Genomic DNA, 22,890 nt, shown 5'->3' with positions numbered 1-22,890 from the left:
TCAAGCTGACGAAGCGTTAAATGCGCGAAGCAGTAGAAATAACCTTTTATGGCTTAATCTTCAAGTGAGAGTTCACCTGCTGAGAATTTTCCAGAACGTTTGTCCTGTATCAATTCATAACTCACCTTTTGATTTTCAGCGAGCGCCGAAAGTCCAGAGCTTTCAACAGCTGAAATGTGCACAAACACGTCATTGCTGCCATCCGCTGGCTGAATGAAGCCGTAGCCTTTTTGAGAGTTGAACCACTTAACTGTACCTGTAGCCATGGAGATATCCTTTCGTGAAATACTGCCAAAGTCCCAAACACTCGCCGCGAGCTTTTTGGGTGTAAATCGATCTTGGTAGAAACGGTGCATTCACGGAGTTAGCTCCGGCCAGGTCGTTCGGCCAATATTCGATTGATGAAATATAGAATTGAATCGAGAAAATTTCAACTGGGTAAAAACATTCCAAAATCAGAATTTTCAATCTATGAATTCGAATGTTTTAATTCAATGCAGAAGATAGAATAGAATTTTCTTTTATTATGTCGCTCAAAGTTTTTGTTCGAAGGTGTTCAATAAACACTGATTTGGCATCAGTAAAGAGTGTCGTAAGCGAGCAGTATCCGGTGAATACACATTTGCAATTTTCTTTTCCTAAACACTCAACAATCGCAAAATTTGGCTCTGTGTGCTCAACTATTTCCGCAATAGTGATGTTGTAGGCATTGCGATTTATGGTCACACCACCACTTTTGCCGCGCACTGTCTTTAAGAGTTCTGCGCTCGTGAGTTTGTTGACGATCTTCATTAGGTGGTTTTTGGAAATTTTTAGATCCGCAGCAATTTGCGCGATGGTGCGCATTTCAGGCGAGATGGCGCCAAGATACATCAGGAGCCGCAACGCATAATCAGTTTGGCTGGTCAGGTGCACTTATGGCCTCTTTTCGGTAACTTGTGAGGGTGCATATTGCATTTACCCCTGAATGCAATAAAGATGCATTCAGTATGCATCTTTAAAAGGCGCTGTCCAATGAGCAATAGTTTTGCAGAGACTCACAGAGAAAACTATCGTCGTGAAGCCAATGGTTTTGGCATTGATGAAGCGTTTATTTCAGTGCTTGTCGAAAGCTTTTACAAAAAGGTGCGCACTGACAAAGACCTTGGGCCAATATTTGACGCTATTATCGGTGATAACTGGCCGCCGCATTTGGCGAAAATGAAACAGTTTTGGGGATCTATCGCGCTAAAAACTGGCGAATATCATGGCCGACCAATGCCTGTGCATATGAAGCTGAAACATGTCGAGCGGTGGCACTTTGAGCGCTGGCTAGAATTGTTCGCGCAAAATTTGGACGAGATAGCACCTTCGCCGGAAGCCAAGAGCTTCTTCAACGCGCGCGCGCGAAACATTGCCAAGAGTTTGATGTCGGGGATGTTTTATGATCCAGCTGCCGACGCGGCCGGCTCGATGCGCTAACTTTGTTATTCTGTAGAAAAGGGCCAGAGGGAGGATATCCATCTGGCCGCTTATTCATTTCAAAAACATTCTAAACCGCGAAATATTCTTGCACAGATTTTACTGTCAGCGTGTCAGTGGAATAAGACACGATGCCATCAACTGCCGCAATCGCTCCAGCAATGGTGGTATAATAGGGGATTTTGTTCAGCAACGCGGTACGGCGCAAATCACGACTGTCTTTGAGTGCTTGTCGCCCGGCAGTGGTGTTGATCACCAGCTGCACTTCGCCGTTTTTCATAGCGTCCACAGAGTGTGGGCGACCCTCAAGAACCTTATTGATTTTTTCGGCTCTGACACCGTTTTCGTACAAGAACCTGCGGGTGCCGCTGGTGGCGATGACTTTGAAGCCAATCTCTTCGAGCTTCTTGATGCTCGGCAAAATGGCCGCTTTGTCTTCGTCACGCACGGATACGAAAACAGTGCCGGACTTTGGCACTTTCGTGCCACCACCAAGTTGGCTTTTGGCAAACGCCACACCAAAATCGGTATCAAGGCCGATCACTTCGCCGGTGGAGCGCATTTCCGGGCCAAGAATTGTGTCAACGCCAGGGAAGCGGGCAAACGGGAACACTGCTTCTTTGACAGCGATGTGTTTGAGCACTGGCTCTTTTAAGTTGAAGCTTGAGAGCTTTTCGCCAGCCATGATGCGGGCCGCGATTTTTGCAATCGGCATGCCTATGACTTTGGCGACAAATGGCACCGTGCGCGATGCGCGTGGGTTCACTTCGAGCACATATAATGTGCCATCTTTGAGCGCAAATTGAATGTTCATCAATCCACCCACATTAAGGGCCAATGCTAATTCGGTTGCCTGGCGCTTTATCTCGGTGATCGTGTCTGCGTCTAGGTTTCGAGATGGCAGGGAACACGCGCTGTCGCCAGAGTGAACGCCCGCTTCCTCGATATGTTCCATGATGCCAGCCACAAACACATCTGTACCGTCGCAAAGTGTGTCGACATCAATTTCAATTGCCCCACCCAAATAGCTATCAAACAGCAATGGGTTGGTGGCGAGGACTGAGTTAATTTGGCCGGTTTTGTCGTTTGGATATTTTTGACGAATGTGTGGCGGCACCAATTCTGTGAGGGTGCTTTGAATATAGTCTTCGAACTCGTCTGAGTTGTTAGCGATGGCCATGGCGCGGCCACCCAACACGAATGATGGACGAATAACCAGCGGATAGCTGATATCCTCAGCGACCATGCGCGATTGCTCAAGCGAATAAGCAATGCCGTTGCGCGGCTGGGTCAATTCAAGTTCATGTAATAGTTTTTGGAACTGGTTACGGTCTTCGGCTAAATCAATCGCTTCAGGTTGTGTGCCCAAAATCGGGAAGCCTGCACGTTTGATCGAATTTGCAAGTCCTAACGGTGTTTGCCCGCCGAACTGCACAATTACCCCTGCAAGTGTGCCTTTTGACTGCTCAAGGTGCAGGATTTCGAGCACATCTTCTTTGGCTAAAGGTTCAAAATACAGTCGATCTGATGTGTCATAGTCGGTTGAAACGGTTTCTGGGTTACAGTTGACCATGATGGTCTCGTAACCCGCCTCGGACAGCGCGTATGCCGCATGACAGCAGCAATAGTCGAATTCGATACCTTGGCCGATCCGGTTTGGTCCGCCACCCAAAATAACGATCTTCTTTTTGTCGGAGGGATTTGCTTCACAAACCGGCGCTCCAGCAAATGGAACTTCGTATGTTGAATACATGTAGGCGGTTGGCGATGCGAACTCGGCCGCACAGGTGTCGATACGTTTATAGACCGGGTGCACGTCCAGTTTGTCGCGCAGGGCTTTAATTTCGCGCGGTTTCTTGTCGGTCAGATCGGCAAGGCGCGTGTCGGCAAAGCCCATACTTTTGAGTTTGCGGAGCTGTTGTGCGTTATCAGGTAGGCCGTGGGTTTTGACCTTTGCTTCCATATCAACGATGCCGCGGATTTGTTCGAGTACCCACGGGTCAAACTGGCAAGCATTATGGATGAACTCGTCATCAAAACCGAGGCGCATCGCGTCAGCAATGACCAAAATGCGGTCGGGTGTTGGTTTGGCCAATGCCGCACGCACAGCGTTTTTGTCGTCGCCTTCACCAACGCCAGCGATGCCCATTTCGTTGAAACCGGTTAGACCCGTTTCAAGTGATCGCAAGGCTTTTTGCATGCTCTCTTGGAACGTGCGGCCAATCGCCATGGCCTCGCCAACAGATTTCATAGCCGTTGTTAAGCGATTGTCTGCGCCGGGAAATTTTTCGAAGGCGAAACGTGGGATTTTGGTGACCACATAATCGATGGAAGGTTCGAACGAAGCGGGTGTTGCACCGCCAGTGATGTCGTTCTCCAACTCGTCGAGTGTGTAGCCAACCGCTAGGCGTGCAGCGACTTTGGCAATAGGAAAGCCGGTTGCTTTTGACGCCAAAGCAGATGAACGGGATACGCGTGGGTTCATTTCAATGACAATCAGGCGACCGTCTTTTGGGTTTACGGAAAACTGAACGTTTGAGCCGCCTGTTTCGACACCAATTTCGCGCAGCACCGCCAGTGAGGCGTCGCGCATGATCTGATATTCTTTATCGGTGAGTGTTAGCGCAGGGGCCACGGTGATGCTGTCGCCAGTGTGCACGCCCATTGGGTCGATATTTTCGATTGAACAGATGATGATGCAATTGTCCTTTTTATCACGGACAACCTCCATCTCATATTCTTTCCAGCCGATAATGCTTTCTTCGACCAACACTTCATTGGTTGGCGAAGCGTCAATGCCGCCTTCAACGATTGCAATATATTCTTCGCGGTTGTATGCGACGCCACCGCCGGTACCACCCATGGTGAAGGAGGGGCGAATGATTGCGGGCAGGCCAACAACCTCGAGTGCTTCAAGTGCCTCTTTGAGATCGTGAGCCAGCATTGAGATCGGTGTTTCCAGCCCAATCCTGTCCATTGCGGCGCGAAATAGGTCACGATCTTCGGCCATGTCGATGGCCTCGGCTGTTGCGCCGATCATTTCGACGCCGAATTTTTCCAATACGCCCATTTTGCGCAAGGATAGCGCGCAGTTCAGCGCTGTTTGGCCGCCCATTGTCGGCAGAAGCGCGTCGGGGCGTTCTTTTTCGATGATCTTGGCCACAACTTCAGGGGTAATCGGCTCCATATATGTTGCGTCGGCTAGGTCCGGGTCCGTCATGATCGTTGCCGGGTTGGAGTTGACCAGAATGATGCGGTAGCCCTCAGCCTTAAGCGTTTTGCAGGCTTGGGTTCCCGAATAGTCAAATTCACATGCTTGACCGATAATAATGGGTCCAGCGCCAATGATCAGGATAGAGGAAATATCTTCGCGTTTGGGCATAACATCACTTCTCAGCAGGCCAATCTCGAACGGCGTGGAGGCGCGGCTCGGGTGGCGATTCATCTCATGTGTGGCTGAGATCGCGTTTTAGGGCGTAAATGGGCAAAGGGGAACCCCACAATTAAAGAAAAATGCGCTTTTGCCGGAATAGAACTCAGTTTGCGTTAACATGTACCGTTTTGCGCCTAAATATCATGTCTTTTGCGGCAATGCTGGCCCCTAAAGTTATCAACAGACTCGATGCGCCAATAGCAAAATTGAACTGGGCCACACCAAAACTGATCAGCAAGAAAGTTGATAGCAGCGGCGTTGCATATGATGCTGCGCCTATAACTTGGATGTCACCATGTTTGACACCATGATCCCAAACGTAAAACGCAAGGCCAAGTGGTCCAAGGCCCACACCAATAACCGCAATCCACTGGGTCATATCTTGTGGCCAAATAGTTGTTTCCCAAATCAAATGCCCCCCAAGAGACAAAATAGCGGTCGCTGCGCAAAACCCGGTCACCGTATCGGTTGGGACTTTGGCGAACCGGCGTGAAAGCACCGAATAGGTCGACCATGTTAGCGCGCTCAATAGCGCCATCAAATATCCATACGTGAAATCTGAATTGAAGGTGAACCCTTGGCCGCCAGTCACGATCAATACAGCGCCGCCTAACCCAAGAATGCTGCCAACAAGATGTTGCCATTTAAGCCTTTCGCCCGGCAAAAATGTTGAGAATACGACAATAAGTAGCGGCCATAAATAAGCAATCAAGCTTGCTTCGATGGTGGGTGCGTTGCGCAATGCAGTGAAGTAGAAGAAATGATAGCCAAATAGCCCGGCAACGCCCAACGCCCAGGCCAACGGTGGTTGGCGGAGTTTTTTAATCGAGGCGGGGTCTTTGATCCACTTCGCCATACCAACCAAAGTACCAACGGCAAAGGCCATTGCGTTCAGCTGGAATGGCGGGATTTCGCCGCTTGCGGCAGTGAACAAAGCCAAAAAAGACCACAGCAAAATTGCGATTATGCCGATAAGCGTTGACGTGGTGCGCGACATTATTGTGGCAATGTTTTGCGCATCGAAGGGCGTTTTGCAAATTCTGCATACCAGGCAGTCAGTTCCGGGTAAGGGGCAAGCCAGTCCTTCTCGCCAAGCCGAAAGTTCAGGTAGCCTATGGCAGCACCCAGAGCGATTTGAGCCGTGGAGATCTCGCCGCCAATTTGGTCTAGTTCGTTGTTGAGTTGGGACAATGAGCGATCAATGGCGCAGCCCCAACGCTGTATCCACATATCAAAGTGCTTTTCTGCTGGCTTGCGATATTCGTGGACGAGGCCTAAAGCGCTATCCAATATTCCATCGATTATCGCCTCGTGTCGACGCATCGCCCAATGGGCAGGGCTCTGTGCTGGCGTTAATTTCGGACCAGCACCGATTTCATCAAAATAGGCGCAGATGACAGGGCTATCAAAAAGTGTCTTCCCCTCGCCATAGATGAGGCAAGGTATTTTTCCCAATGGATTGATGTGGTTAAGTTTTTCTGGCTCGTCGATTGGGTTTACATGCACCTCTTCAAGGTCAATTATGCCCTTTTCAATGGCAGTGATGCGACATTTGCGGGCGTATGGAGACGCATGGGAGACCAGTAGTTTCATCGATGTTTCCTAAACAAGGCGGCAAGGTTAGAAATTCAACTTAAAGCCTTCATGAGAATTTTCAAAACCCAATTTTGCATAAAATTTATGGGCTTCAGAGCGCGTTTTTGCAGATGTAAGTTGCACCATGCGCGCGCCGTTTGTCCTCGCTTGATCTATGGCCCATTGGATCATTTGACTGCCCAAACCTTTGCCACGTTGATCTGCCCGAATGTGCACCCCCTCGAGTTGGACTCGTGATTTTCCGCGCCCCGCCAAGCCGTGCAAAATGTTGATCTGCATGCAACCAACAGGTTCGCCTTCCAACTCAGCGATCACGTAGAAATTTGTTGGGTCTTTTTCGAGTGCGTTCCAGACTTTTTGATATTCTGGTTGATCCGCATCCGCTGGATCATCAATAATTTTGCGCCCGGGAGCGTTGCCCCCAACAGAAAGGCTGAGGATCGTTGCTATATCGCTGCGCATGGCTGGTCTGATGTTGAGGGCGGACATAACGGCTCCAAAGATTGGCGGGATGGTTTTTGCAAATTAATAGTGCGCGCTACATTCGGCAAGACGCTGGTGTTAACTGTCAGGCGTATTTTTTGTGCCGCAAACTGTCTCAAAAATGAGACTCGGCCTGTAAATTGCGCCAAACGAGGTCTAATTTGTCGAAATATCGAGCCGCTGCATGCGTCGATACATGGTTGCGCGGGATATGCCCAATTGCCGTGCTGCCAGCGAAACATTGCCTTTGGTGCGGGCCAAGGCCCTGCGGAGCTCGGACTTCTCAGCGTTTTGCAGACTGGCTTTTTGTTGATTGCTGCCGCCCATCAAATCGCTCAGGGGGCGCGGCTCGGCAATCTTGTCATCAGTCAAATTAAAGGCTTTGCGGGCATGGCGATTTGCACCAATCACCAATTCATCTTGATCCACTGCGAGTAGCGCAGCGGCATTCAGGTCTTCGGTTGGAGCCATGACTATTCTGGCGTTCCGGAAGGATGCGCGAAAATAGTCCTGCTCTATTTTCTGGGCGGTATCAGCGACAACTTTGCCAAAAACGCTGGCAAACCCGCTCGTGAGATCGCTGCGACAGCTGGAGACGTCGAGTACGGCGATCATATTGCCTTCATTGTCAAAGACGGGTGCGCCCATGCAGCTCATCATGGTATTTTGGCTTTTAAAATGCTGGTCGCGGTGGATCACCACTGGACGCTGCTCGGCAACGCAAGTGCCTATGCCGTTGGTGCCTTGTTGGGATTCACTCCACACAGAGCCCGAGGAGAGGCCCCATTGATCAAACACCATTCGGTCGCCGTCCTGGGATTGGCTAGCGATGATCAACCCATCTATATCGGACAGCAGAACAACGCAGCCGGATCGGTCCACAGTTGTAAACAGTTTTTGCAAAATTGGCTGTGCGACATGCAAGAGGAAACCCAATTTTTCACGCGCGTTGAGGAGCATATGTTCAGAAACTTGATCGGCGCGACGTTGCTGTTCAGGTCGCAGTCCGTGATGTAGCATCGAACGTCGCCAAGACGCCGCCAAGCCAGATTGAACTGCAGATTGCTTTTTTTCTACAATCGAACGCACATAGTCTGCGTGCCTGATATTTGTCGCCATAATTGTCCTCCCGACCAAAAGAATAACACAGCATTTTTCTCCGATATAGAGGGGGACAATCCTCAAATGTACCTTTGGTGATGAGTTGCGCGGAATTGTGCGCGTCTATGTCTCGGTTTTGAGACAGGTTGGGTGCCATATGTTGTTGTCCCCAGGTGACGGGTGGTGAGGTAAACCGTCATGCTGTTTCTCACGCCTAAAAAGGGCGAGAGGAGGATACAATGAACAAGATTGATATTACGCGGTCTGCGTCCCGTATTTTTAAGAATCAATATGGCAACTTCATCAATGGTGAATTTGTTGCGCCAGTATCAGGTAAATATTTTGAGAATACGTCGCCAATTAACGGGCAAGTTATTTGTGAAGTGGCGCGCTCGAATGAAGCCGATATTGAGCTGGCTTTGGATGCGGCGCATGCAGCCAAGGACGCATGGGGTCGAACAAGTCAGGCCGAACGCGGTGTGATGTTGAACAAAATTGCCGATATCATGGAGCAAAACCTTGACCTGCTGGCCGAAGCTGAAACGTGGGATAATGGCAAGCCGATCCGCGAAACAACTGCTGCAGACATGCCGTTAGCCATTGACCATTTCCGGTATTTTGGTGGCGTCATTCGCGCACAGGAAGGCTCGATTGCCCAGATCGATAATGATACTGTGGCTTATCACTTCAATGAGCCCTTGGGTGTTGTTGGCCAGATCATTCCATGGAATTTCCCCCTTCTTATGGCCACTTGGAAACTCGCGCCGGCTTTGGCTGCGGGCAATTGTGTGGTGTTGAAGCCGGCGGAGCAAACACCGGCTTCCATTTTGATCTTAATGGAATTGATCGCTGACGTGTTGCCTAAAGGCGTATTGAACGTTGTGAACGGTTTTGGTTTGGAAGCGGGCAAGCCGTTGGCATCGAGTAACAGAATTGCCAAAATTGCGTTCACGGGTGAAACAACGACTGGTCGCTTGATCATGCAATATGCCAGCCAAAACCTTATCCCAGTAACCTTAGAGTTAGGCGGCAAGTCTCCCAACATTTTCTTTAAAGATGTTACGCGCGAAGACGATGATTATTTTGACAAAGCTATTGAGGGTTTTGTGATGTTTGCGCTCAATCAAGGAGAAGTTTGCACTTGTCCGAGCCGGGCGTTGATTCATGAAGACATTTATGAAGAATTTATGGAACGTGCGCTCAAACGTGTGAACGCGATTGTGCAAGGCAACCCGCTGGATCCCGCAACAATGATTGGTGCGCAGGCATCTTCGGAGCAAATGGAAAAAATCCTCTCCTATCTTGATATCGGCAAGCAAGAGGGGGCTGAGGTTTTGGCGGGTGGCGCACAGGCTCATCTTGGCGGTGATTTGGCGAATGGCTATTACGTTCAGCCAACGGTTTTTAAAGGGCACAACAAAATGCGTGTGTTCCAAGAAGAAATCTTTGGTCCGGTGGTGTCAGTCGCGACATTTAAGGATGAGGAGGAAGCGCTCTCAATTGCTAACGACACGCTTTATGGGCTTGGCGCTGGTGTATGGAGCCGCGATGCAAACACTTGCTATCGTTTTGGTCGTGCCATTCAGGCGGGTCGTGTGTGGACAAACTGTTATCACGCCTATCCGGCGCACGCGGCGTTTGGTGGTTATAAACAATCAGGTATTGGCCGCGAAAACCACCTCAAGATGTTAGATCATTATCAGCAAACCAAAAATATGCTGGTGAGCTATTCACCACAAAAGCTTGGTTTCTTTTGATGCAATGGAGGTCGGGTTCGCCCGGCCTTCTTTCTTTTTGGGAGGTATGGATGCCGGATGAAAAGGTTGTCGCAACGGCCGCTGCTTTGCAGTTGATTGCGCAGATCAAAACTGATCACGGCGAAATTTTGTTTCACCAGTCCGGTGGTTGTTGCGACGGATCGTCGCCCATGTGCTACGCGCAAGGTGATTTTATCATCGGTGACAATGACGTGTTGTTGGGCGAAATTGGCGGTGCGCCATTCTATATCGGTGGCGCGCAATATGAGGTATGGAAACATACCAATCTCATAATCGACGTCGTACCGGGACGAGGGGGGATGTTTTCGCTGGATAACGGGCGAGAAAAGCGTTTCCTCACCCGTTCAAAGATTTGCAAGGTGTGACGCCTAGGCGACATCCTTTGTAGGTAACGATGTGGATTGAAGAGCCTTTTCTTCAAGCCCTTTCAAGACGCCAGTTGCCATTTTTTCAAATTGACTTTTCATCACCAGGCGATTGAGGACTGAGCCCACAAAGCCCCACTTTGGCGTATATTCCATGTGCATGTAAAGTTGAGCTCCACCTGTAGCGTTCGGGGTGATGCCCAGCGAAGTCTTGATGTTGTTCACTGGCATGGTGCCCTCATAAATGTCGACGGTGAAACTTTCCCCTTCCTGCCAATCGATGATGCGTTCTTTGATGAAATTTTTGCCATCGGTGAAATTACATTGCCGTAGCGCGCCAACTCCATGAGCTTGTTGCTCGCCGAGCAAAAATGATTTTTCAACATAGGGATTGAAGAAGGCGATATTTTGATAGTCCTTCAATAGCTCCCAGCAACTCGCTGGAGATGCTGCTGTTTTGAGGTCGACGTGGATATATGACATAATTCATCCTTGTTATTGATGCCTATTTGACGCTTAACTGACGTGTGAGAACGCACGTTCTCCTGTTGACTGAATATCGGAGAATGTGCATTCTCTGTCAACAAGTTTTTGATTTATGAGAATGTTGGGTGATTAGTGTGCGCCAAAAAATTCTGGAAAGTGCGGTCGATTTGTTTTGGAAGCAAGGCGTGGATCAGACGTCTTATGCTGACCTTGTTGCTGCAAGTAGCGTGAGCCGCAAGGCGCTATACAGCATATGGCCAGACAAAACTGCTCTAGTACATGATGCGTTGAATTTTTATGTGGCGGGTTTGCGTGAAGTGATGATCAAACCGTTTGTAGGACAAGGTCGCGCCGGGTTGGACGCATTCTTTGATGGCTTTGTAGATGCCAGCCGGGCAGAAGGTTGGAACGGTTGTTTTTTGATGCGCAGCGCCGCTGGGCCGTTGCGTGAGGATGTTGAAGTCGCGAAAATATATGCCGATTATGTTAGTGAGCTGATTGCACTGATTGCGCAAAATGCTCAGCTGGCTATTGAGCACGGACAATCGGATTTTCATTTCACACCTCAGCAAGTTGGGCGTCAATTTGCAGCACTTGCAATCATGATGTCAGTGTTTGCCAGTCAGCCTAATCAGGCAGCTTCCATTGAAGCCATCCGCAAGGACATGCGCGACCTGTTGCAAGTTCAAAGTTAAAAAGGAGGGGATTGCTCCCCTCCAATTTGATTTAGTCAAGTTTGATCCGGTATTGACCGAAGCCGCTTTCCGCTTGGCCAACATATTCAATGTCGACAGCAGTAACATCGTCCAAATATTCTTGCGCCTTTGGACCTGTTTCAAACAACACTGACGTCCCCGGTAATGGGGCAAGTGACCAGTTGCTATCAGCTGCTGGGTTGATGGTGCCTTTTTCCACGATGTAGCGCACGATCACGTCTCGGTTTGTGTCTGGACCAACAAAAATGATGGCTTTTTCGCCAAGACCAGGGAATGCGCCACCGCCGCCAGCACGATAATTGTTGGTTGCCACGACAAAGCGTTGGTTCATATCAATCGGTTCGCCATTATAGCGAAGATCGATAATGCGGTTTGCATCTGGGTTGATGGCATCGCCGCCTCTTGCTGGATATTTTGATGGCTGCGAAATGTCGATTTTGTAGGTCACTCCATCAATCACATCAAAATTATATGATGGGAAGTCGGGGTTGGCCAATACCTGATCGGCTTTTCCGGTTTCAACTTGATTAAAAATACCCGCTGAACGTTCGAGCCATTCTTTTACGCCTGCACCTGTGACTTCAACGGAGCGCACTGTGTTTGGATAGAGGTACAAATCAGCCACATTTTTGATGGCCACAGGACCAATAGGAACGTCAGTGTAATAGTCTGGACCACCACGACCGCCAGCTTTAAATGGGGCGGCTGCCGACAGGATTGGTAAGCCCTCCCATTCGGTGCCACGCATCATTTGTTCGGTGTACCATATTTGGGCTTGCGACACGATTTGAACGGATGGATCGTCAGCCACGAGAGCAAAGTAGGAGTGCAATTTAGCATCGGTTTGGCCAACAGCTGTTCGTACATATTCTAGCGTTTCGTCATGAGTTTTTTGCACTGATGCGAGAACTGATGGTTCGCTTTCGACCAGCGGATTAACCGTGCGGTCCACACGCTCAGAGATTGGGCGCGCTTCTGACGTATGAGAGACAATTTTCCACGTATTGCCGTCATTTTCGATCAACAAATCGATGAGGCCCATATGTGATCCCCAAAAACCCGCCATGACCGCTGGCTTGCCTTGCAATGTCCCCTTTTCAATATCGACACCCTCGATGCCTTCATATTGTGAACTTGGGAATACGTTGTGGTGGTGACCCGTGAACACAACATCGATGCCTTCAACGCCTGCCAAGTGCAGCGATGCGTTGCCCATCATTTCTGTTTGCGCTTCGCCGCTGATGCCGGAGTGAGATAGGGCCACGATCAGGTCTGCGCCTTGTTCCTTCATAAGTGGCACATAGGCTTTTGCCGTTTGAACAATGTCACGCGTTGTGACGTTGCCGTTCAGGTGTTGGAAATCCCAAACCATGATTTGTGGCGGCACAAAGCCGATAAAACCAATTTTGATTGGCCGTTTTTCGCCTGCTCCATCGATGATTTCTTTTTCAAGGATTTTGAAAGGAGGGAAAAGCGTTTTGTCTTTTGTGGGGTCTTCGCCAAGGACTGTGCCCATGACGATGTTGGCGCTGACAAACGGGAAGTTTGAACCCGCGAGCGCTTTGTCCAAGAAGCTTAAGCCATAGTTGAATTCATGGTTGCCGACGGTCGCGATATCGTAGCCAAGGGTGTTCATAGCTGCGACCATCGGGTGAAGATCACCGCCTTTGAAGCCACGCTCATAGGCGACATAGTCACCCATTGGGTTGCCTTGAATCAGATCGCCATTATCGACAAGCATGGAGTTGGTAGCTTCAGCGCGCACATTGCTGATTAGTTTTGCGGTGCGGGCGAGGCCCATAGTGTCGTTCGGGTTATCTGCATAATAGTCATATGGAAAGATTGAAACGTGGATGTCTGTTGTTTCCATCAACCGCAAATGGGCTTGGGAAGTGCCGGCCATGGCCGCAAATGGGTGCATGGCAATAAGGGCGCCCGCGCTGGCAGTACCTGCCAAAAATGAGCGCCTAGAAATAGAATTTAGAAGTGACATTTTAGTCCTCCGCTTATGTCAACTTAAAATTTGTGCGGTTGGTTCGGCGCACTTATTGGTGGGGCGGAATGTTCCGAGAATTCGAGCGCTATTATCTGCGCCTCACCACCTATTGGCCGCCAAGTATTGGAGCGACCAGCGGAGTGTGCCATACTTTGACCAAATGGTAAAATGCATTTATCGATCATCAAAATCCCCATGTTTGATGGCCGTAACGATAGGGACCAATTGTTGCGGGTTCGCGGCGAATTGAAGACAGTTTTGTGAATTGTAACTTATCTGGGACCATTCGGGACGCGTTACGCGTTACGCGCTTGGTATTGGGCGACTCGGGCATTAACATTAACGGCAGCTAAAGATTGCGCGTACGTAGAATAAGCAGGATTGTTCAAACTGATAGAAACCGAGTTTGGACCAATTCAGTGCTTTTGCAATCCAGTCTGCCTGCGCGCGATCCGACACTTGATATATTCCGTGCAGTCGCCGTGATTTTTGTAGTGTTGTTTCACTACACGGCGCGGTTGCCGCGTGAAGTGTTTGGCGCGACTGACAGCGTGTTACCCGCGATCAGTTTTGGTTGGGTTGGCGTCTATTTCTTCTTTATCATCTCCGGATTCTGCATTTTCTACACTTTGGAAAAAGCGCCGACAATATGGACGTTTTTTGCAAAACGGTTTTCGCGCATATACCCCGTATTCATTGCCGCTACTGTGCTTTTGTTTGCGCTCGATCAAGTTTTTCAATTGCCGATATTGCCCGAATATCATTATCGGGAGGTCGCGCCGACAATTGTCGATATGTTTGGCAATCTGCTTTTGTTGGGCGGCATATTTGAATGGGTGAACGGCTCGTTCTGGTCGATCACGGTTGAAGTGCAATTCTACGTGTTTATCGGTATGCTCGCGATGGTGATAAAAGATGCACGCAAGCTAGGGATTATGTTTGCCTATGCCGCAATTGTGATCGGCACAAGTTGGATATTGCTCACGCTGCTGAGCGAACAGTTTCAAGTCTTTTCTGTGCTCGCAACCGTATTGCAAAAAGCTGCAATTGCACCATTCTTGCCGTTTTTTGCTTTAGGCATTGTCGGCGTTTTTGTTAAGAAAGATCGTCGAGCTGACCGCAATCTGTTTTGGTTTTTGGTTGTTTTGAGCACCATGTGTTTGATGATCATTGGCACCAAAGCTGAGGCAACAGCCAATGGTTACAACTTACTTTTTGACCGAAATGTATTTTCTGCGGTTGCGTTTTTGGCGCTGGCAGCGCTGTTTTATGCCTATTGCACGGGTTGGCAATTGCCACATATGCCCTTTGTCAGCAGCGGTCTAGCCTATGTTGGGCTGTTGAGTTTTTCTTGGTATTTGTTGCATGAGAATTTAGGTTTTCTCATTTTAGGTGCACTAAATCCTGCATTGCCCTATTGGCTGAGCGTGCTCGTTGCCATTGGCGCTACATTTGGCGCGGCGGTTTTGTTTTCTCAAGCGTTTGAATGGCGGTTTCGCAAGCTTGCGGAACATGGATTTTCCGTAGTGCTGGACATTGCTGCAATGCGGATGCCTAAAAAACTGAGCGACGGCCTTGTTTAAGACCATCGCTCAATATTGTTCGTGTATTTAGGGCGTTATTAGGCGACTGTTTTAACGCTGCTTACATTGTTCATAAAGCGCTTGAACAAGTAGTGACTATCATGCGGACCTGGTGAAGCTTCGGGGTGATATTGCACCGAAAATATTGGTTTACCGTCAACCGACAGGCCGCAGTTTGATTGATCAAACAGTGAGATATGTGTCTGCGCGATGCCTAAAGGAAGGCTATCAGCGTCCACCGCGAAGCCGTGGTTCATCGAGGTGATTTCCACCTTGCCTGTCGTTAGATCTTTCACTGGGTGGTTTGCGCCGTGGTGACCTTGGTGCATTTTGACGGTCTTGCCGCCCAATGCTAACGCAAGCAATTGGTGACCCAAGCAAATGCCAAATATTGGCTTTTCACTGGCAATCAAGTCTTTAATAATGCCAACCGCATATTTGCCGGTGGCTGCTGGATCACCCGGTCCGTTGGACAAAAAGATGCCGTCTGGGTTTAAGGCGAGAATGTCTTTGGCGGGTGTTGACGCACTCACAACCGTCACCGTTACAGATTCATGCGCCAAGCAGCGCAGAATGTTGGCCTTTGCCCCATAGTCGATGGCGACAATGTGATTTTTTGGGTTGTCGACAGATGCAAATCCCTGGTTCCACACCCAACGACCTTGTTTCCATTCATAAGTTTTTGCAGTGGAAACGTCGGCTGCCAAGTCGGCATGCTCAAGGCCTTTGAAACCAGCGAGTGCTTGAGCAAGTGCAGCTTCGTCAAACACACCGTCAGGTGCGTGTGCGATCACACCATTGGTGAGGCCTTTTTCGCGGATATAGGAGGTGAGGGCGCGGGTATCGACGCCTGCAATGCCGATAATGTTTTTCTTTTTAAGCCATGCATCCAGATGCCCGGTTGAGCGATAGTTGGATGGGTTAGTGACGTCGGCTTTTAGGACGCAGCCTTTTGCGCCTGTGTCGCTGGCATGTTCAGGGGTTTCGACATCCTGATCATTCACACCGACATTTCCGATATGGGGGAAAGTGAAGGTAATAATTTGACCTGCATAGGACAGATCGGTCAGAATTTCCTGGTAGCCGGTCATCGCGGTGTTGAAGCAAACTTCGCCAACTGCGTGTCCAGTTGCCCCAAGGCCGCGACCTTCAATGCGTGTTCCATTTTCCAAAATCAGAAGGGCGGTGGTTTTCTCTTCTTGCCAGCCGGTCATCTCAAATCCTTTTAACGCTTTATTGTGGGCGTAAATTTGACCGATCCTTCAGTCCAGTGTTGCCGCTTAGATGTGCGTTTACGCATGCCTTAAGGCCCGTTGCGCTTAAACTGGTCCGGATCGGGCGGACATTATGTGAGAACGGCGATGAGGTCAACAGATTCGAAGGAAAGATTAAACCTAACAAAATCAATGCGTTGGTTTGACCTGAAAAGAAAAATTGGCATTGTCCTTCACGTTGGTTATAACCAGCGCTGAAATCATCAAGGAATTTTGCGACAATATGCGAGATAAAATCAGCTCAGCGCTTAAAATCGCCATTAAGGCGCGTGATCCACGTCGAACCGGCACTTACCGGTTGATCAATGCCGCGATCAAGGATCGGGACATTGAAGCTCGGGGGAAAGGCAAGGAACCTGTGAGCGAGCAGGAGATCTTGCAGATCTTACAAAAAATGGTCAAGCAGCGCGAAGAATCAGCCACCGTTTATGCTGAAAATGGCCGCGAAGAATTGGCGATCCAAGAGCGTGAAGAGATTGCGGTTATCCAAGAATTTTTGCCCCAGCCCTTATCCCAGGATGAGGTGGAAGCTGCCATTGGCGAGGCGATTGCTGAAACCGGCGCTGAAGGATTGCGCGATATGGGCAAGGTTGTTGGTGTGCTCAAAGAGAAATATCCTGGTCGTATCGATTTTGGACAAGCGTCAAGGTTTGTAAAAACCGCGTTGAACGGCTAGTATTCAATGCCAAATGTTCAATTTGAACTTGAAAAGATTGCGCCGCATCATTGTGCGGCGCTTTTGCGTTTCGAGACTGAGAACACGGACTATTTTAGCCAGTATGTTCCAGCCCGTGCGCCCGAAATGCTGACAGATGCTGGCATGAAGAATGCAATTGAGGTACTGCTGCTTGATATGCGGTCTCGTGAGGGTCTGTATTTTGTCGGGACTGTTGGCGATGAAGTGGTGGGACGTCTTAATTTTACCATTGGTGGTGATCAGGCCGAAATTGGTTACCGCATTGCTGAGCGTTGGAGTGGTCAGGGCGTTGCTGGTCGATTGGTGGAGTGCGGCATTGCATTGCTGCAAGACGAATTTACGATCAATCGCGTAATTGGTCGAGCGATCACCAGTAACGTTGGATCGACCCGGGTTTTGGAACGTGCTGGCTTTGTAAGTTTCAACGTTGAAACTGACGGCGGGGCCCGGCGTGGTTTTGGTGGGGATATGGTGTCGTTTGAACGTTGGCTTACTTGAGCCAAACTGTTACCAAGCATTCTTTGGGTTTGCCATTCTCTCCCTTTGACCATTAGATTGAGACCATGCGGTTCACAGATCAATTCCTTGACGACATTCGTGATCGATTATCGATCTCTCAAGTGGTGGGAGAGCATGTGGTATGGGACAAAAAGAAATCTCAGCCACAACGCGGAGATTTTTGGGCCTGCTGTCCGTTTCACGGTGAAAAAACACCCAGTTTTCATGCAGATGATCGGCGTGGGCAATATCATTGTTTTGGTTGCGGTGTTTCAGGCGATCATTTCCGGTTTTTGGTTGAAAAGGCTGGCATGTCTTTTCCTGAAGCCGTTGAAAAACTAGCAGGGCAAGCCGGCATCCCAATGCCTGCGCGCGACGCGCAAGAAGAGGCTCGCGACCGCAAGCGCAAGTCACTGTACGATGTTATGGATTTGGCGACGAGCTATTTTGAACAAGCGCTGGCTGCCAATGTCGGCGCACGAGCACGTGGCTATTTGCACGAACGCGGTGTTTTGCCGAAATACCAGCAAATGTTTCGTTTGGGCTTTGCCCCTGAAAGCCGCAACGGATTGAAAGAATATTTAGCGTCCAACGGCGTGACGTCAGACGAAATGATTGCTTGCGGGCTGCTTATTGCTGGTGACGATATCGCCGTGCCGTTTGATCGGTTCCGCAATCGCTTAATGTTTCCCATTTTGGATTTTCGCGGGCGCGTTGTTGCTTTTGGCGGTCGCGCCATGTCAGCTGAAGCGCGGGCTAAATACCTCAATTCACCCGAAACCGAACTTTTCCACAAACGCCGTACGCTTTACAATGGGCAAATGGCTCGCCAAGCATCTCACGATGGCAAGCCGCTGATCGTGGTCGAAGGCTACATGGATGTGATCGCGCTGGTGCAGGTGGGCTTTGAAGGGGCTGTGGCGCCGCTGGGTACGGCGCTGACGGACGAGCATTTGGGCTTGTTGTGGAAGATGAGCAGTGATCCGGTGCTGTGTTTTGATGGTGATAGTGCGGGGCAGCGGGCGGCGTCAAAGTCGATGGATATCATGCTGCCGATGCTCAAGCCGGGTGTGTCCGCGCAAATTGTTACACTGCCGGATGGTGTTGATCCTGATGATCTGATTCAAAAAGAGGGCCGCAAAGGGCTTGAGGAATTGCTGAATACGGCTTTGCCTTTGTCTGAAGCCGTGTGGGAGCGGGAAACGCGCAGCGCAAAAGTTGGCACGCCTGAGGCAAAAGCTGCCTTGGAGTACAAACTTAAAAACATCGCGAATGAAATAGCAGATGCCTCTGTGCGCAAACATTATGGGCAAGCATTTAACGACAAACTCTACCAGTTCTTTCGGCCAAAACGGCAATATAACGGGCAACCCCGCACGAATAATAGCGGCTATCGAAAAGACGGTGCTGCGGGCGTGCGCCCCAATGCCAAGGCGCAACGTGGCGGATATGAAGTTTCGAATGCGCTGCGGAAAACGCTTTCGGCGAATAGTTCAACGAGCGCTGTCGCCTCTCGCGAGGCGGTGATTTTGGTAGGCTTGATCAATCATCCACAATTGGTTGAACAGCATCTTGAAGACTTGGCTGAGATTGATCTGCAATCTGTTGCTGCGCGCAAGGTTTTGGATGTTGTGATGGCACAGGTTTCGGCCAACCATGAAATCACGAGTAAAGTGCTGCGTGAGGCGCTTGAGCGAAGTGGTTGTGCGATAGAGTTGGGGCAAATTGACAACATTGTGCGCCAACAAGGGATATGGCAAGTGGCGCTGGATACGGACAGTCAAGACGCCGAGGTTGGATTGAATCACGCTTTGGCCTTGCAATATAAATCACATCGCTTAAATAGAGAGCTTAAAGCAGCCGAATTGGCGCTGGGCAGTGACCCGAGCGAAGAGTCGTATGAAAGGCTGCGAGACATCCAGAACCAGATTACCAGTGTTGATGGCACTGAGGCTCTGATTGAGGGGTTTGGTTCGTTATCTGGGCGCTCGACGCGGAACCTGTAATTGAAGGTGTCCGGTCGGCGTTTTTGTGCATCTAACTGTTAAGTTATTGCATTTGGTAACGAAACGATAAGCATGATTGTCTATGCCCTATGGGGAACATTGTACAATCGCCCTTGTCTTGGCCTGATTGTCTCACCACATACATTCGGCGATTTTGCCGGCTACCCGTTCAGGAGAATGTGAATGGCGACTAAGGCTCAGAAAGAAACTGAGAAGCCAGAATCAGGCGAAAGCCAAGATGGCCCACTTCTCGATCTTTCCGCATCCGCGGTCAAGAAAGTGATCAAGCTCGCGAAAAAACGCGGCTATGTAACTTATGACGCCCTCAATGAGGTGATGCCTTCTAACGAAGTGTCATCGGAACAAATTGAGGACGTGATGGCGATGCTTTCAGAAATGGGCATCTCCGTGATCGAAGAAGATGAAGTGGAAGAGCACGAGGCAGAGCAACGGGCCAAAACTGGCACCGAAATTGCTGTTGCCACTGGCACTGCAATTGCATCCAAATCCAATGCGCGAGAAGGGTCCGACCGTACCGACGATCCTGTGCGTATGTATTTGCGTGAAATGGGGACCGTTGAGCTTTTAAGCCGCGAGGGCGAAATTGCGATCGCCAAGCGTATCGAAGCTGGCCGTGAAACCATGATCGAGGGGCTTTGTGAAAGCCCTTTGACGTTCCAGGCGATTATTATTTGGCGCGACCAGCTTGCTGAAGGCGAGATATTGTTGCGCGATATTATCGATTTGGAAGCAACCTACGCAGGTCCAGACGCTAAAACTGCTGAACCCAATGTTCATTCGGACGAAGCTGCAAAAAAAGCAGAAGAAGCCAAGAATGAAAATGCGGAAGGCAAAGAAGGCGAAAGCACTGACGACGACGATGATGACGATGATGATGACGAGTTTGAAAACAACCTCTCATTGTCAGCTATGGAGGCTGAATTAAAGCCTCAGGTTGTTGAAATCTTTGATCTGATTGCCAGCACCTATGCGAAATTGCGCAAGTTGCATGATGAGCAAGTTGGACTTCGGCTTGCATCAAAAGAGCTGACCACGGCCCAGAAAAAGAAACTTGCCGCTTTGCATGTTGAAGTGATTAAGGAAGTCAAATCCCTGTCACTTCACAATGGCCGCATCGAAGCGCTTGTTGAACAGCTCTATGACATCAACAAAAGCCTTGTGCGTATTGAAGGTCGTTTGCTGCGCTTAGCGGAAAGCTATGGCATTAAACGCTTAGATTTCTTGGAGCAATATCAGGGTTCAGAACTTGACCCTGAATGGATTGATCGTGTTTCGACTTTGCCAATCGCGGGTTGGACCAACTTTGCAATCGCTGAACGCAATATGATTGAAGAGTTGCGCGACGAGATTAAAACATTGGCTCAAGAAACCGGTGTTGATATTGCCGAATATCGTCAGCTTGTACACAAAGTGCAAAAAGGTGAGCGGGAAGCTGCGATTGCCAAAAAGGAAATGGTTGAGGCCAACCTTCGTCTGGTGATCTCTATTGCGAAAAAATACACGAACCGTGGCTTGCAATTCTTGGATTTGATCCAAGAGGGCAATATTGGTTTGATGAAGGCCGTTGATAAGTTTGAATATCGCCGTGGTTATAAGTTCTCCACTTATGCAACATGGTGGATCCGTCAAGCGATTACCCGGTCTATAGCCGACCAAGCGCGCACGATTCGTATTCCGGTGCATATGATTGAAACGATCAATAAGATTGTTCGTACATCGCGCCAGATGCTGCACGAAATTGGCCGTGAACCGACACCTGAGGAATTGAGCGAAAAGCTGCAAATGCCTTTGGACAAAGTTCGCAAGGTCTTGAAAATTGCTAAAGAACCAATTTCTTTGGAAACACCAATCGGTGACGAAGAAGACAGCAACCTTGGTGATTTTATTCCTGACAGCAATGCGATCCAACCGATTGATGCGGCGATCCAGTCGAACTTGCGTGAAACAACAACACGCGTTTTGGCGTCATTGACGCCACGTGAAGAACGTGTGTTGCGGATGCGGTTTGGTATTGGCATGAACACTGACCATACTTTGGAAGAAGTTGGCCAGCAGTTTAGCGTGACGCGCGAACGTATTCGTCAGATCGAAGCCAAAGCCTTGCGTAAGCTTAAGCACCCGAGCCGTAGCCGTAAGCTACGCTCGTTCCTCGACAACTAGTCGATATTGTTTTGAAATTTTAAAGGGCCCCGGTGGGGCCCTTTTTTTGTGGCAAGAGTGTCGCATGAACCCACATTAGACCCCTTATTTGAAGCGGCTGACGCGCTTTGGCAGTCGGGCGCACCACATGGATTTGTGTCAAAACAATCATCAGCAGGTCGCAAATTGGCGTGTGGGGGAGGATACTTATCTTGGAGCCACCCTCGGATTGATGCCACAGTCTAACGAATTGGGCTGATTTCGGCCTAAGTGATTCAATTGATTCAAGAAATGCGCTGAACGAGAAACACGCAGGAAACCCTTTGTGGGCCTGCGGTAATTTCAGCTGCGCTGCGGATAAATGATTCAAAGCCAAATGGTTAGAGCATTTTCTTGAATCAGTCTGTGAGGCCAGAATTGACCTGCTTGTCGACCAGTATGCCGACAGTTGCGTATTGCGGCAATTGGTTTCTGTTGGAAATGAAATTGTGAATTGAGATTCAATTTCAGGGGCTTATGGAGTTTTATTGAATCAATTCATAAGGATAGCCGAAATGGCCGCAGCTTTTTCTATCCTGAAAAGCCTACCAGCGCGTTAAGGGCGGCCGCACAATTGCGACCGCCACATGTTTATGCCGCTATTCGGTTTGGAAACCAAAACCACAACAATGTTGAAAACAGCGCTGCGTTGAACATGGGGAACGCAACAACACTGAGACCAATCACGCCACTAAATAGGTAAAACGCACCGACTGCAAAGTCGACAAGTTGAACAAATATCATGTTGCGGATCCAGAATAAGTTCGGAGTTGGTTGGCGCGCCAACATCACCATGCCTGTCCCATAGGCAAGAAATCTCGCCCCCAACATGCCCAACATGTAGTTGTTGTCCAGAGGTGGGCTACTCAATCCCATCATCAAAAAGAATTGCTGGGGTATGATGATAATCAACGCGCCGAGTGCGAATTGTGAAATGGCAATAAGCCAAAGTAGCGCTTTTTGTTTTGTCATATTTCCGTTCTCCTTTGGGATTGCGAGAACCTAAACAAGTCACTATACAAAAGGAAGTAGTTACCAAAAGTATAGTGCAACTTTTTTGATTGGGCCTAAAAATGACAATGAGTAATTGCGATGAATTTTGTCCGGTTGCGCGTGCAAACGACGTGTTGGGCGGCAAGTGGACGACCTTGATCATCCGCGATTTATTACCTGGCAAAAAGCGCTATTCAGAACTGCAAAGATCGCTTGTTGGGATTA

General features: G+C 49.3%; 21 protein-coding genes. 10 read left to right on the top strand and 11 right to left on the bottom strand.

The window, feature by feature from the left end; all coding sequences use genetic code 11:
- Positions 1–53: 53 nt before the first annotated feature.
- Both ACJAZW_RS09545 and ACJAZW_RS09540 read right to left on the bottom strand, forming a co-directional pair.
- Positions 54–266: a cold-shock protein gene (locus ACJAZW_RS09545; protein ID WP_415157444.1), complete on the bottom strand. Its 213-nt coding sequence runs from the start codon at positions 264–266 to the stop codon at positions 54–56.
- Between the two features lie 220 nt (positions 267–486).
- Entirely contained in the window at positions 487–915 is a 429-nt protein-coding gene (locus ACJAZW_RS09540) for an RrF2 family transcriptional regulator (protein WP_415157442.1), read from the bottom strand.
- A 99-nt stretch (positions 916–1,014) separates the two neighbouring features.
- On the opposite strand from ACJAZW_RS09540, the gene ACJAZW_RS09535 reads away from it, so the two are divergent.
- Positions 1,015–1,461 (top strand): group III truncated hemoglobin, encoded by a 447-nt coding sequence (locus tag ACJAZW_RS09535; RefSeq protein WP_415157440.1) that lies wholly within the window; start codon positions 1,015–1,017, stop codon positions 1,459–1,461.
- Between the two features lie 70 nt (positions 1,462–1,531).
- Here the strand turns inward: ACJAZW_RS09535 and carB are convergent, their stop codons facing one another.
- From carB to ACJAZW_RS09510, 5 genes are all read right to left on the bottom strand, one after another.
- Positions 1,532–4,843: a carbamoyl-phosphate synthase large subunit gene (gene carB / locus ACJAZW_RS09530; RefSeq protein WP_415157438.1), complete on the bottom strand. Its 3,312-nt coding sequence runs from the start codon at positions 4,841–4,843 to the stop codon at positions 1,532–1,534.
- Between the two features lie 154 nt (positions 4,844–4,997).
- Entirely contained in the window at positions 4,998–5,891 is an 894-nt protein-coding gene (locus ACJAZW_RS09525; protein WP_415157436.1) for a DMT family transporter, read from the bottom strand.
- A complete protein-coding gene (locus ACJAZW_RS09520) occupies positions 5,891–6,487 on the bottom strand; it encodes a glutathione S-transferase N-terminal domain-containing protein (RefSeq protein ID WP_415157434.1) in 597 nt (198 codons plus the stop codon). The genes ACJAZW_RS09525 and ACJAZW_RS09520 overlap by 1 nt, the downstream gene beginning before the upstream one ends.
- Positions 6,488–6,514: 27 nt before the next feature.
- Positions 6,515–6,979, bottom strand: a complete 465-nt coding sequence (locus ACJAZW_RS09515; protein ID WP_415157432.1) for a GNAT family N-acetyltransferase — start codon at positions 6,977–6,979, stop codon at positions 6,515–6,517.
- 150 nt (positions 6,980–7,129) lie between these two features.
- Entirely contained in the window at positions 7,130–8,092 is a 963-nt protein-coding gene (locus ACJAZW_RS09510) for a GAF domain-containing protein (protein WP_415157430.1), read from the bottom strand.
- Positions 8,093–8,313: 221 nt separating this feature from the next.
- On the opposite strand from ACJAZW_RS09510, the gene adh reads away from it, so the two are divergent.
- Positions 8,314–9,831 carry an aldehyde dehydrogenase gene (gene adh / locus ACJAZW_RS09505; protein ID WP_415157428.1) on the top strand — a complete coding sequence of 506 codons (1,518 nt, stop codon included), beginning with the start codon at positions 8,314–8,316 and terminating at the stop codon, positions 9,829–9,831.
- A gap of 50 nt (positions 9,832–9,881) precedes the next feature.
- The gene (locus ACJAZW_RS09500; RefSeq protein ID WP_415157426.1) at positions 9,882–10,217 is read left to right on the top strand and encodes a DUF779 domain-containing protein; all 336 of its coding nucleotides are present in this window, start codon (positions 9,882–9,884) and stop codon (positions 10,215–10,217) included.
- 3 nt (positions 10,218–10,220) lie between these two features.
- On the opposite strand, the gene ACJAZW_RS09495 is transcribed toward ACJAZW_RS09500, so the two are convergent.
- A complete protein-coding gene (locus ACJAZW_RS09495; RefSeq protein ID WP_415157424.1) occupies positions 10,221–10,700 on the bottom strand; it encodes an SRPBCC family protein in 480 nt (159 codons plus the stop codon).
- A 137-nt stretch (positions 10,701–10,837) separates the two neighbouring features.
- Here ACJAZW_RS09495 and ACJAZW_RS09490 point away from each other — a divergent pair, with 137 nt between their 5' ends.
- Positions 10,838–11,398, top strand: coding sequence for a TetR/AcrR family transcriptional regulator (locus tag ACJAZW_RS09490; RefSeq protein ID WP_415157422.1), 561 nt, complete (start codon positions 10,838–10,840; stop codon positions 11,396–11,398).
- A 31-nt stretch (positions 11,399–11,429) separates the two neighbouring features.
- Here ACJAZW_RS09490 and ACJAZW_RS09485 read toward each other — a convergent pair whose 3' ends face one another.
- A complete protein-coding gene (locus tag ACJAZW_RS09485) occupies positions 11,430–13,412 on the bottom strand; it encodes a bifunctional 2',3'-cyclic-nucleotide 2'-phosphodiesterase/3'-nucleotidase (RefSeq protein ID WP_415157420.1) in 1,983 nt (660 codons plus the stop codon).
- A gap of 422 nt (positions 13,413–13,834) precedes the next feature.
- Here ACJAZW_RS09485 and ACJAZW_RS09480 point away from each other — a divergent pair, with 422 nt between their 5' ends.
- Positions 13,835–14,998, top strand: coding sequence for an acyltransferase family protein (locus ACJAZW_RS09480; protein WP_415157418.1), 1,164 nt, complete (start codon positions 13,835–13,837; stop codon positions 14,996–14,998).
- A gap of 38 nt (positions 14,999–15,036) precedes the next feature.
- On the opposite strand, the gene carA is transcribed toward ACJAZW_RS09480, so the two are convergent.
- Positions 15,037–16,212, bottom strand: a complete 1,176-nt coding sequence (gene carA / locus ACJAZW_RS09475) for a glutamine-hydrolyzing carbamoyl-phosphate synthase small subunit (RefSeq protein ID WP_415157416.1) — start codon at positions 16,210–16,212, stop codon at positions 15,037–15,039.
- Between the two features lie 283 nt (positions 16,213–16,495).
- Here carA and ACJAZW_RS09470 point away from each other — a divergent pair, with 283 nt between their 5' ends.
- The 4 genes from ACJAZW_RS09470 to rpoD all read left to right on the top strand — a co-directional run bounded on the left by ACJAZW_RS09470 (position 16,496) and on the right by rpoD (position 21,654).
- Complete coding sequence (locus ACJAZW_RS09470; RefSeq protein WP_415157414.1) at positions 16,496–16,948, top strand: GatB/YqeY domain-containing protein; 453 nt, start codon at positions 16,496–16,498, stop codon at positions 16,946–16,948.
- A gap of 6 nt (positions 16,949–16,954) precedes the next feature.
- Entirely contained in the window at positions 16,955–17,467 is a 513-nt protein-coding gene (locus ACJAZW_RS09465; RefSeq protein WP_415157412.1) for a GNAT family N-acetyltransferase, read from the top strand.
- A 65-nt stretch (positions 17,468–17,532) separates the two neighbouring features.
- Positions 17,533–19,473, top strand: a complete 1,941-nt coding sequence (dnaG, locus tag ACJAZW_RS09460; protein ID WP_415157410.1) for a DNA primase — start codon at positions 17,533–17,535, stop codon at positions 19,471–19,473.
- 183 nt (positions 19,474–19,656) lie between these two features.
- Positions 19,657–21,654, top strand: a complete 1,998-nt coding sequence (rpoD, locus tag ACJAZW_RS09455; protein WP_415157408.1) for an RNA polymerase sigma factor RpoD — start codon at positions 19,657–19,659, stop codon at positions 21,652–21,654.
- A 609-nt stretch (positions 21,655–22,263) separates the two neighbouring features.
- On the opposite strand, the gene ACJAZW_RS09450 is transcribed toward rpoD, so the two are convergent.
- Positions 22,264–22,644: a hypothetical protein gene (locus ACJAZW_RS09450; protein WP_415157406.1), complete on the bottom strand. Its 381-nt coding sequence runs from the start codon at positions 22,642–22,644 to the stop codon at positions 22,264–22,266.
- Positions 22,645–22,745: 101 nt separating this feature from the next.
- Here ACJAZW_RS09450 and ACJAZW_RS09445 point away from each other — a divergent pair.
- Positions 22,746–22,890 (top strand): winged helix-turn-helix transcriptional regulator (locus ACJAZW_RS09445; protein WP_415157460.1); only part of this gene is annotated, 145 nt, incomplete at its 3' end.

Origin of the sequence: Maritalea sp. (genome assembly GCF_047634455.1) — a bacterium.
Classification (GTDB): Bacteria; Pseudomonadota; Alphaproteobacteria; order Rhizobiales; family Devosiaceae; genus Maritalea.
This window is presented reverse-complemented; position numbering and strand designations above follow the sequence as displayed.

Bases quoted from the DNA above. Each gene is read 5' to 3' on its own strand.
- ACJAZW_RS09545 (WP_415157444.1), bottom strand. From the start codon at position 266: ATGGCTACAGGTACAGTTAAGTGGTTCAACTCTCAAAAAGGCTACGGC.
- ACJAZW_RS09535 (WP_415157440.1), top strand. From the start codon at position 1,015: ATGAGCAATAGTTTTGCAGAGACTCACAGAGAAAACTATCGTCGTGAA.
- carB (WP_415157438.1), bottom strand. From the start codon at position 4,843: ATGCCCAAACGCGAAGATATTTCCTCTATCCTGATCATTGGCGCTGGA.
- ACJAZW_RS09525 (WP_415157436.1), bottom strand. From the start codon at position 5,891: ATGTCGCGCACCACGTCAACGCTTATCGGCATAATCGCAATTTTGCTG.
- ACJAZW_RS09520 (WP_415157434.1), bottom strand. From the start codon at position 6,487: ATGAAACTACTGGTCTCCCATGCGTCTCCATACGCCCGCAAATGTCGC.
- ACJAZW_RS09515 (WP_415157432.1), bottom strand. From the start codon at position 6,979: ATGTCCGCCCTCAACATCAGACCAGCCATGCGCAGCGATATAGCAACG.
- ACJAZW_RS09510 (WP_415157430.1), bottom strand. From the start codon at position 8,092: ATGGCGACAAATATCAGGCACGCAGACTATGTGCGTTCGATTGTAGAA.
- adh (WP_415157428.1), top strand. From the start codon at position 8,314: ATGAACAAGATTGATATTACGCGGTCTGCGTCCCGTATTTTTAAGAAT.
- ACJAZW_RS09500 (WP_415157426.1), top strand. From the start codon at position 9,882: ATGCCGGATGAAAAGGTTGTCGCAACGGCCGCTGCTTTGCAGTTGATT.
- ACJAZW_RS09495 (WP_415157424.1), bottom strand. From the start codon at position 10,700: ATGTCATATATCCACGTCGACCTCAAAACAGCAGCATCTCCAGCGAGT.
- ACJAZW_RS09485 (WP_415157420.1), bottom strand. From the start codon at position 13,412: ATGTCACTTCTAAATTCTATTTCTAGGCGCTCATTTTTGGCAGGTACT.
- carA (WP_415157416.1), bottom strand. From the start codon at position 16,212: ATGACCGGCTGGCAAGAAGAGAAAACCACCGCCCTTCTGATTTTGGAA.
- ACJAZW_RS09470 (WP_415157414.1), top strand. From the start codon at position 16,496: ATGCGAGATAAAATCAGCTCAGCGCTTAAAATCGCCATTAAGGCGCGT.
- ACJAZW_RS09465 (WP_415157412.1), top strand. From the start codon at position 16,955: ATGCCAAATGTTCAATTTGAACTTGAAAAGATTGCGCCGCATCATTGT.
- dnaG (WP_415157410.1), top strand. From the start codon at position 17,533: ATGCGGTTCACAGATCAATTCCTTGACGACATTCGTGATCGATTATCG.
- rpoD (WP_415157408.1), top strand. From the start codon at position 19,657: ATGGCGACTAAGGCTCAGAAAGAAACTGAGAAGCCAGAATCAGGCGAA.
- ACJAZW_RS09450 (WP_415157406.1), bottom strand. From the start codon at position 22,644: ATGACAAAACAAAAAGCGCTACTTTGGCTTATTGCCATTTCACAATTC.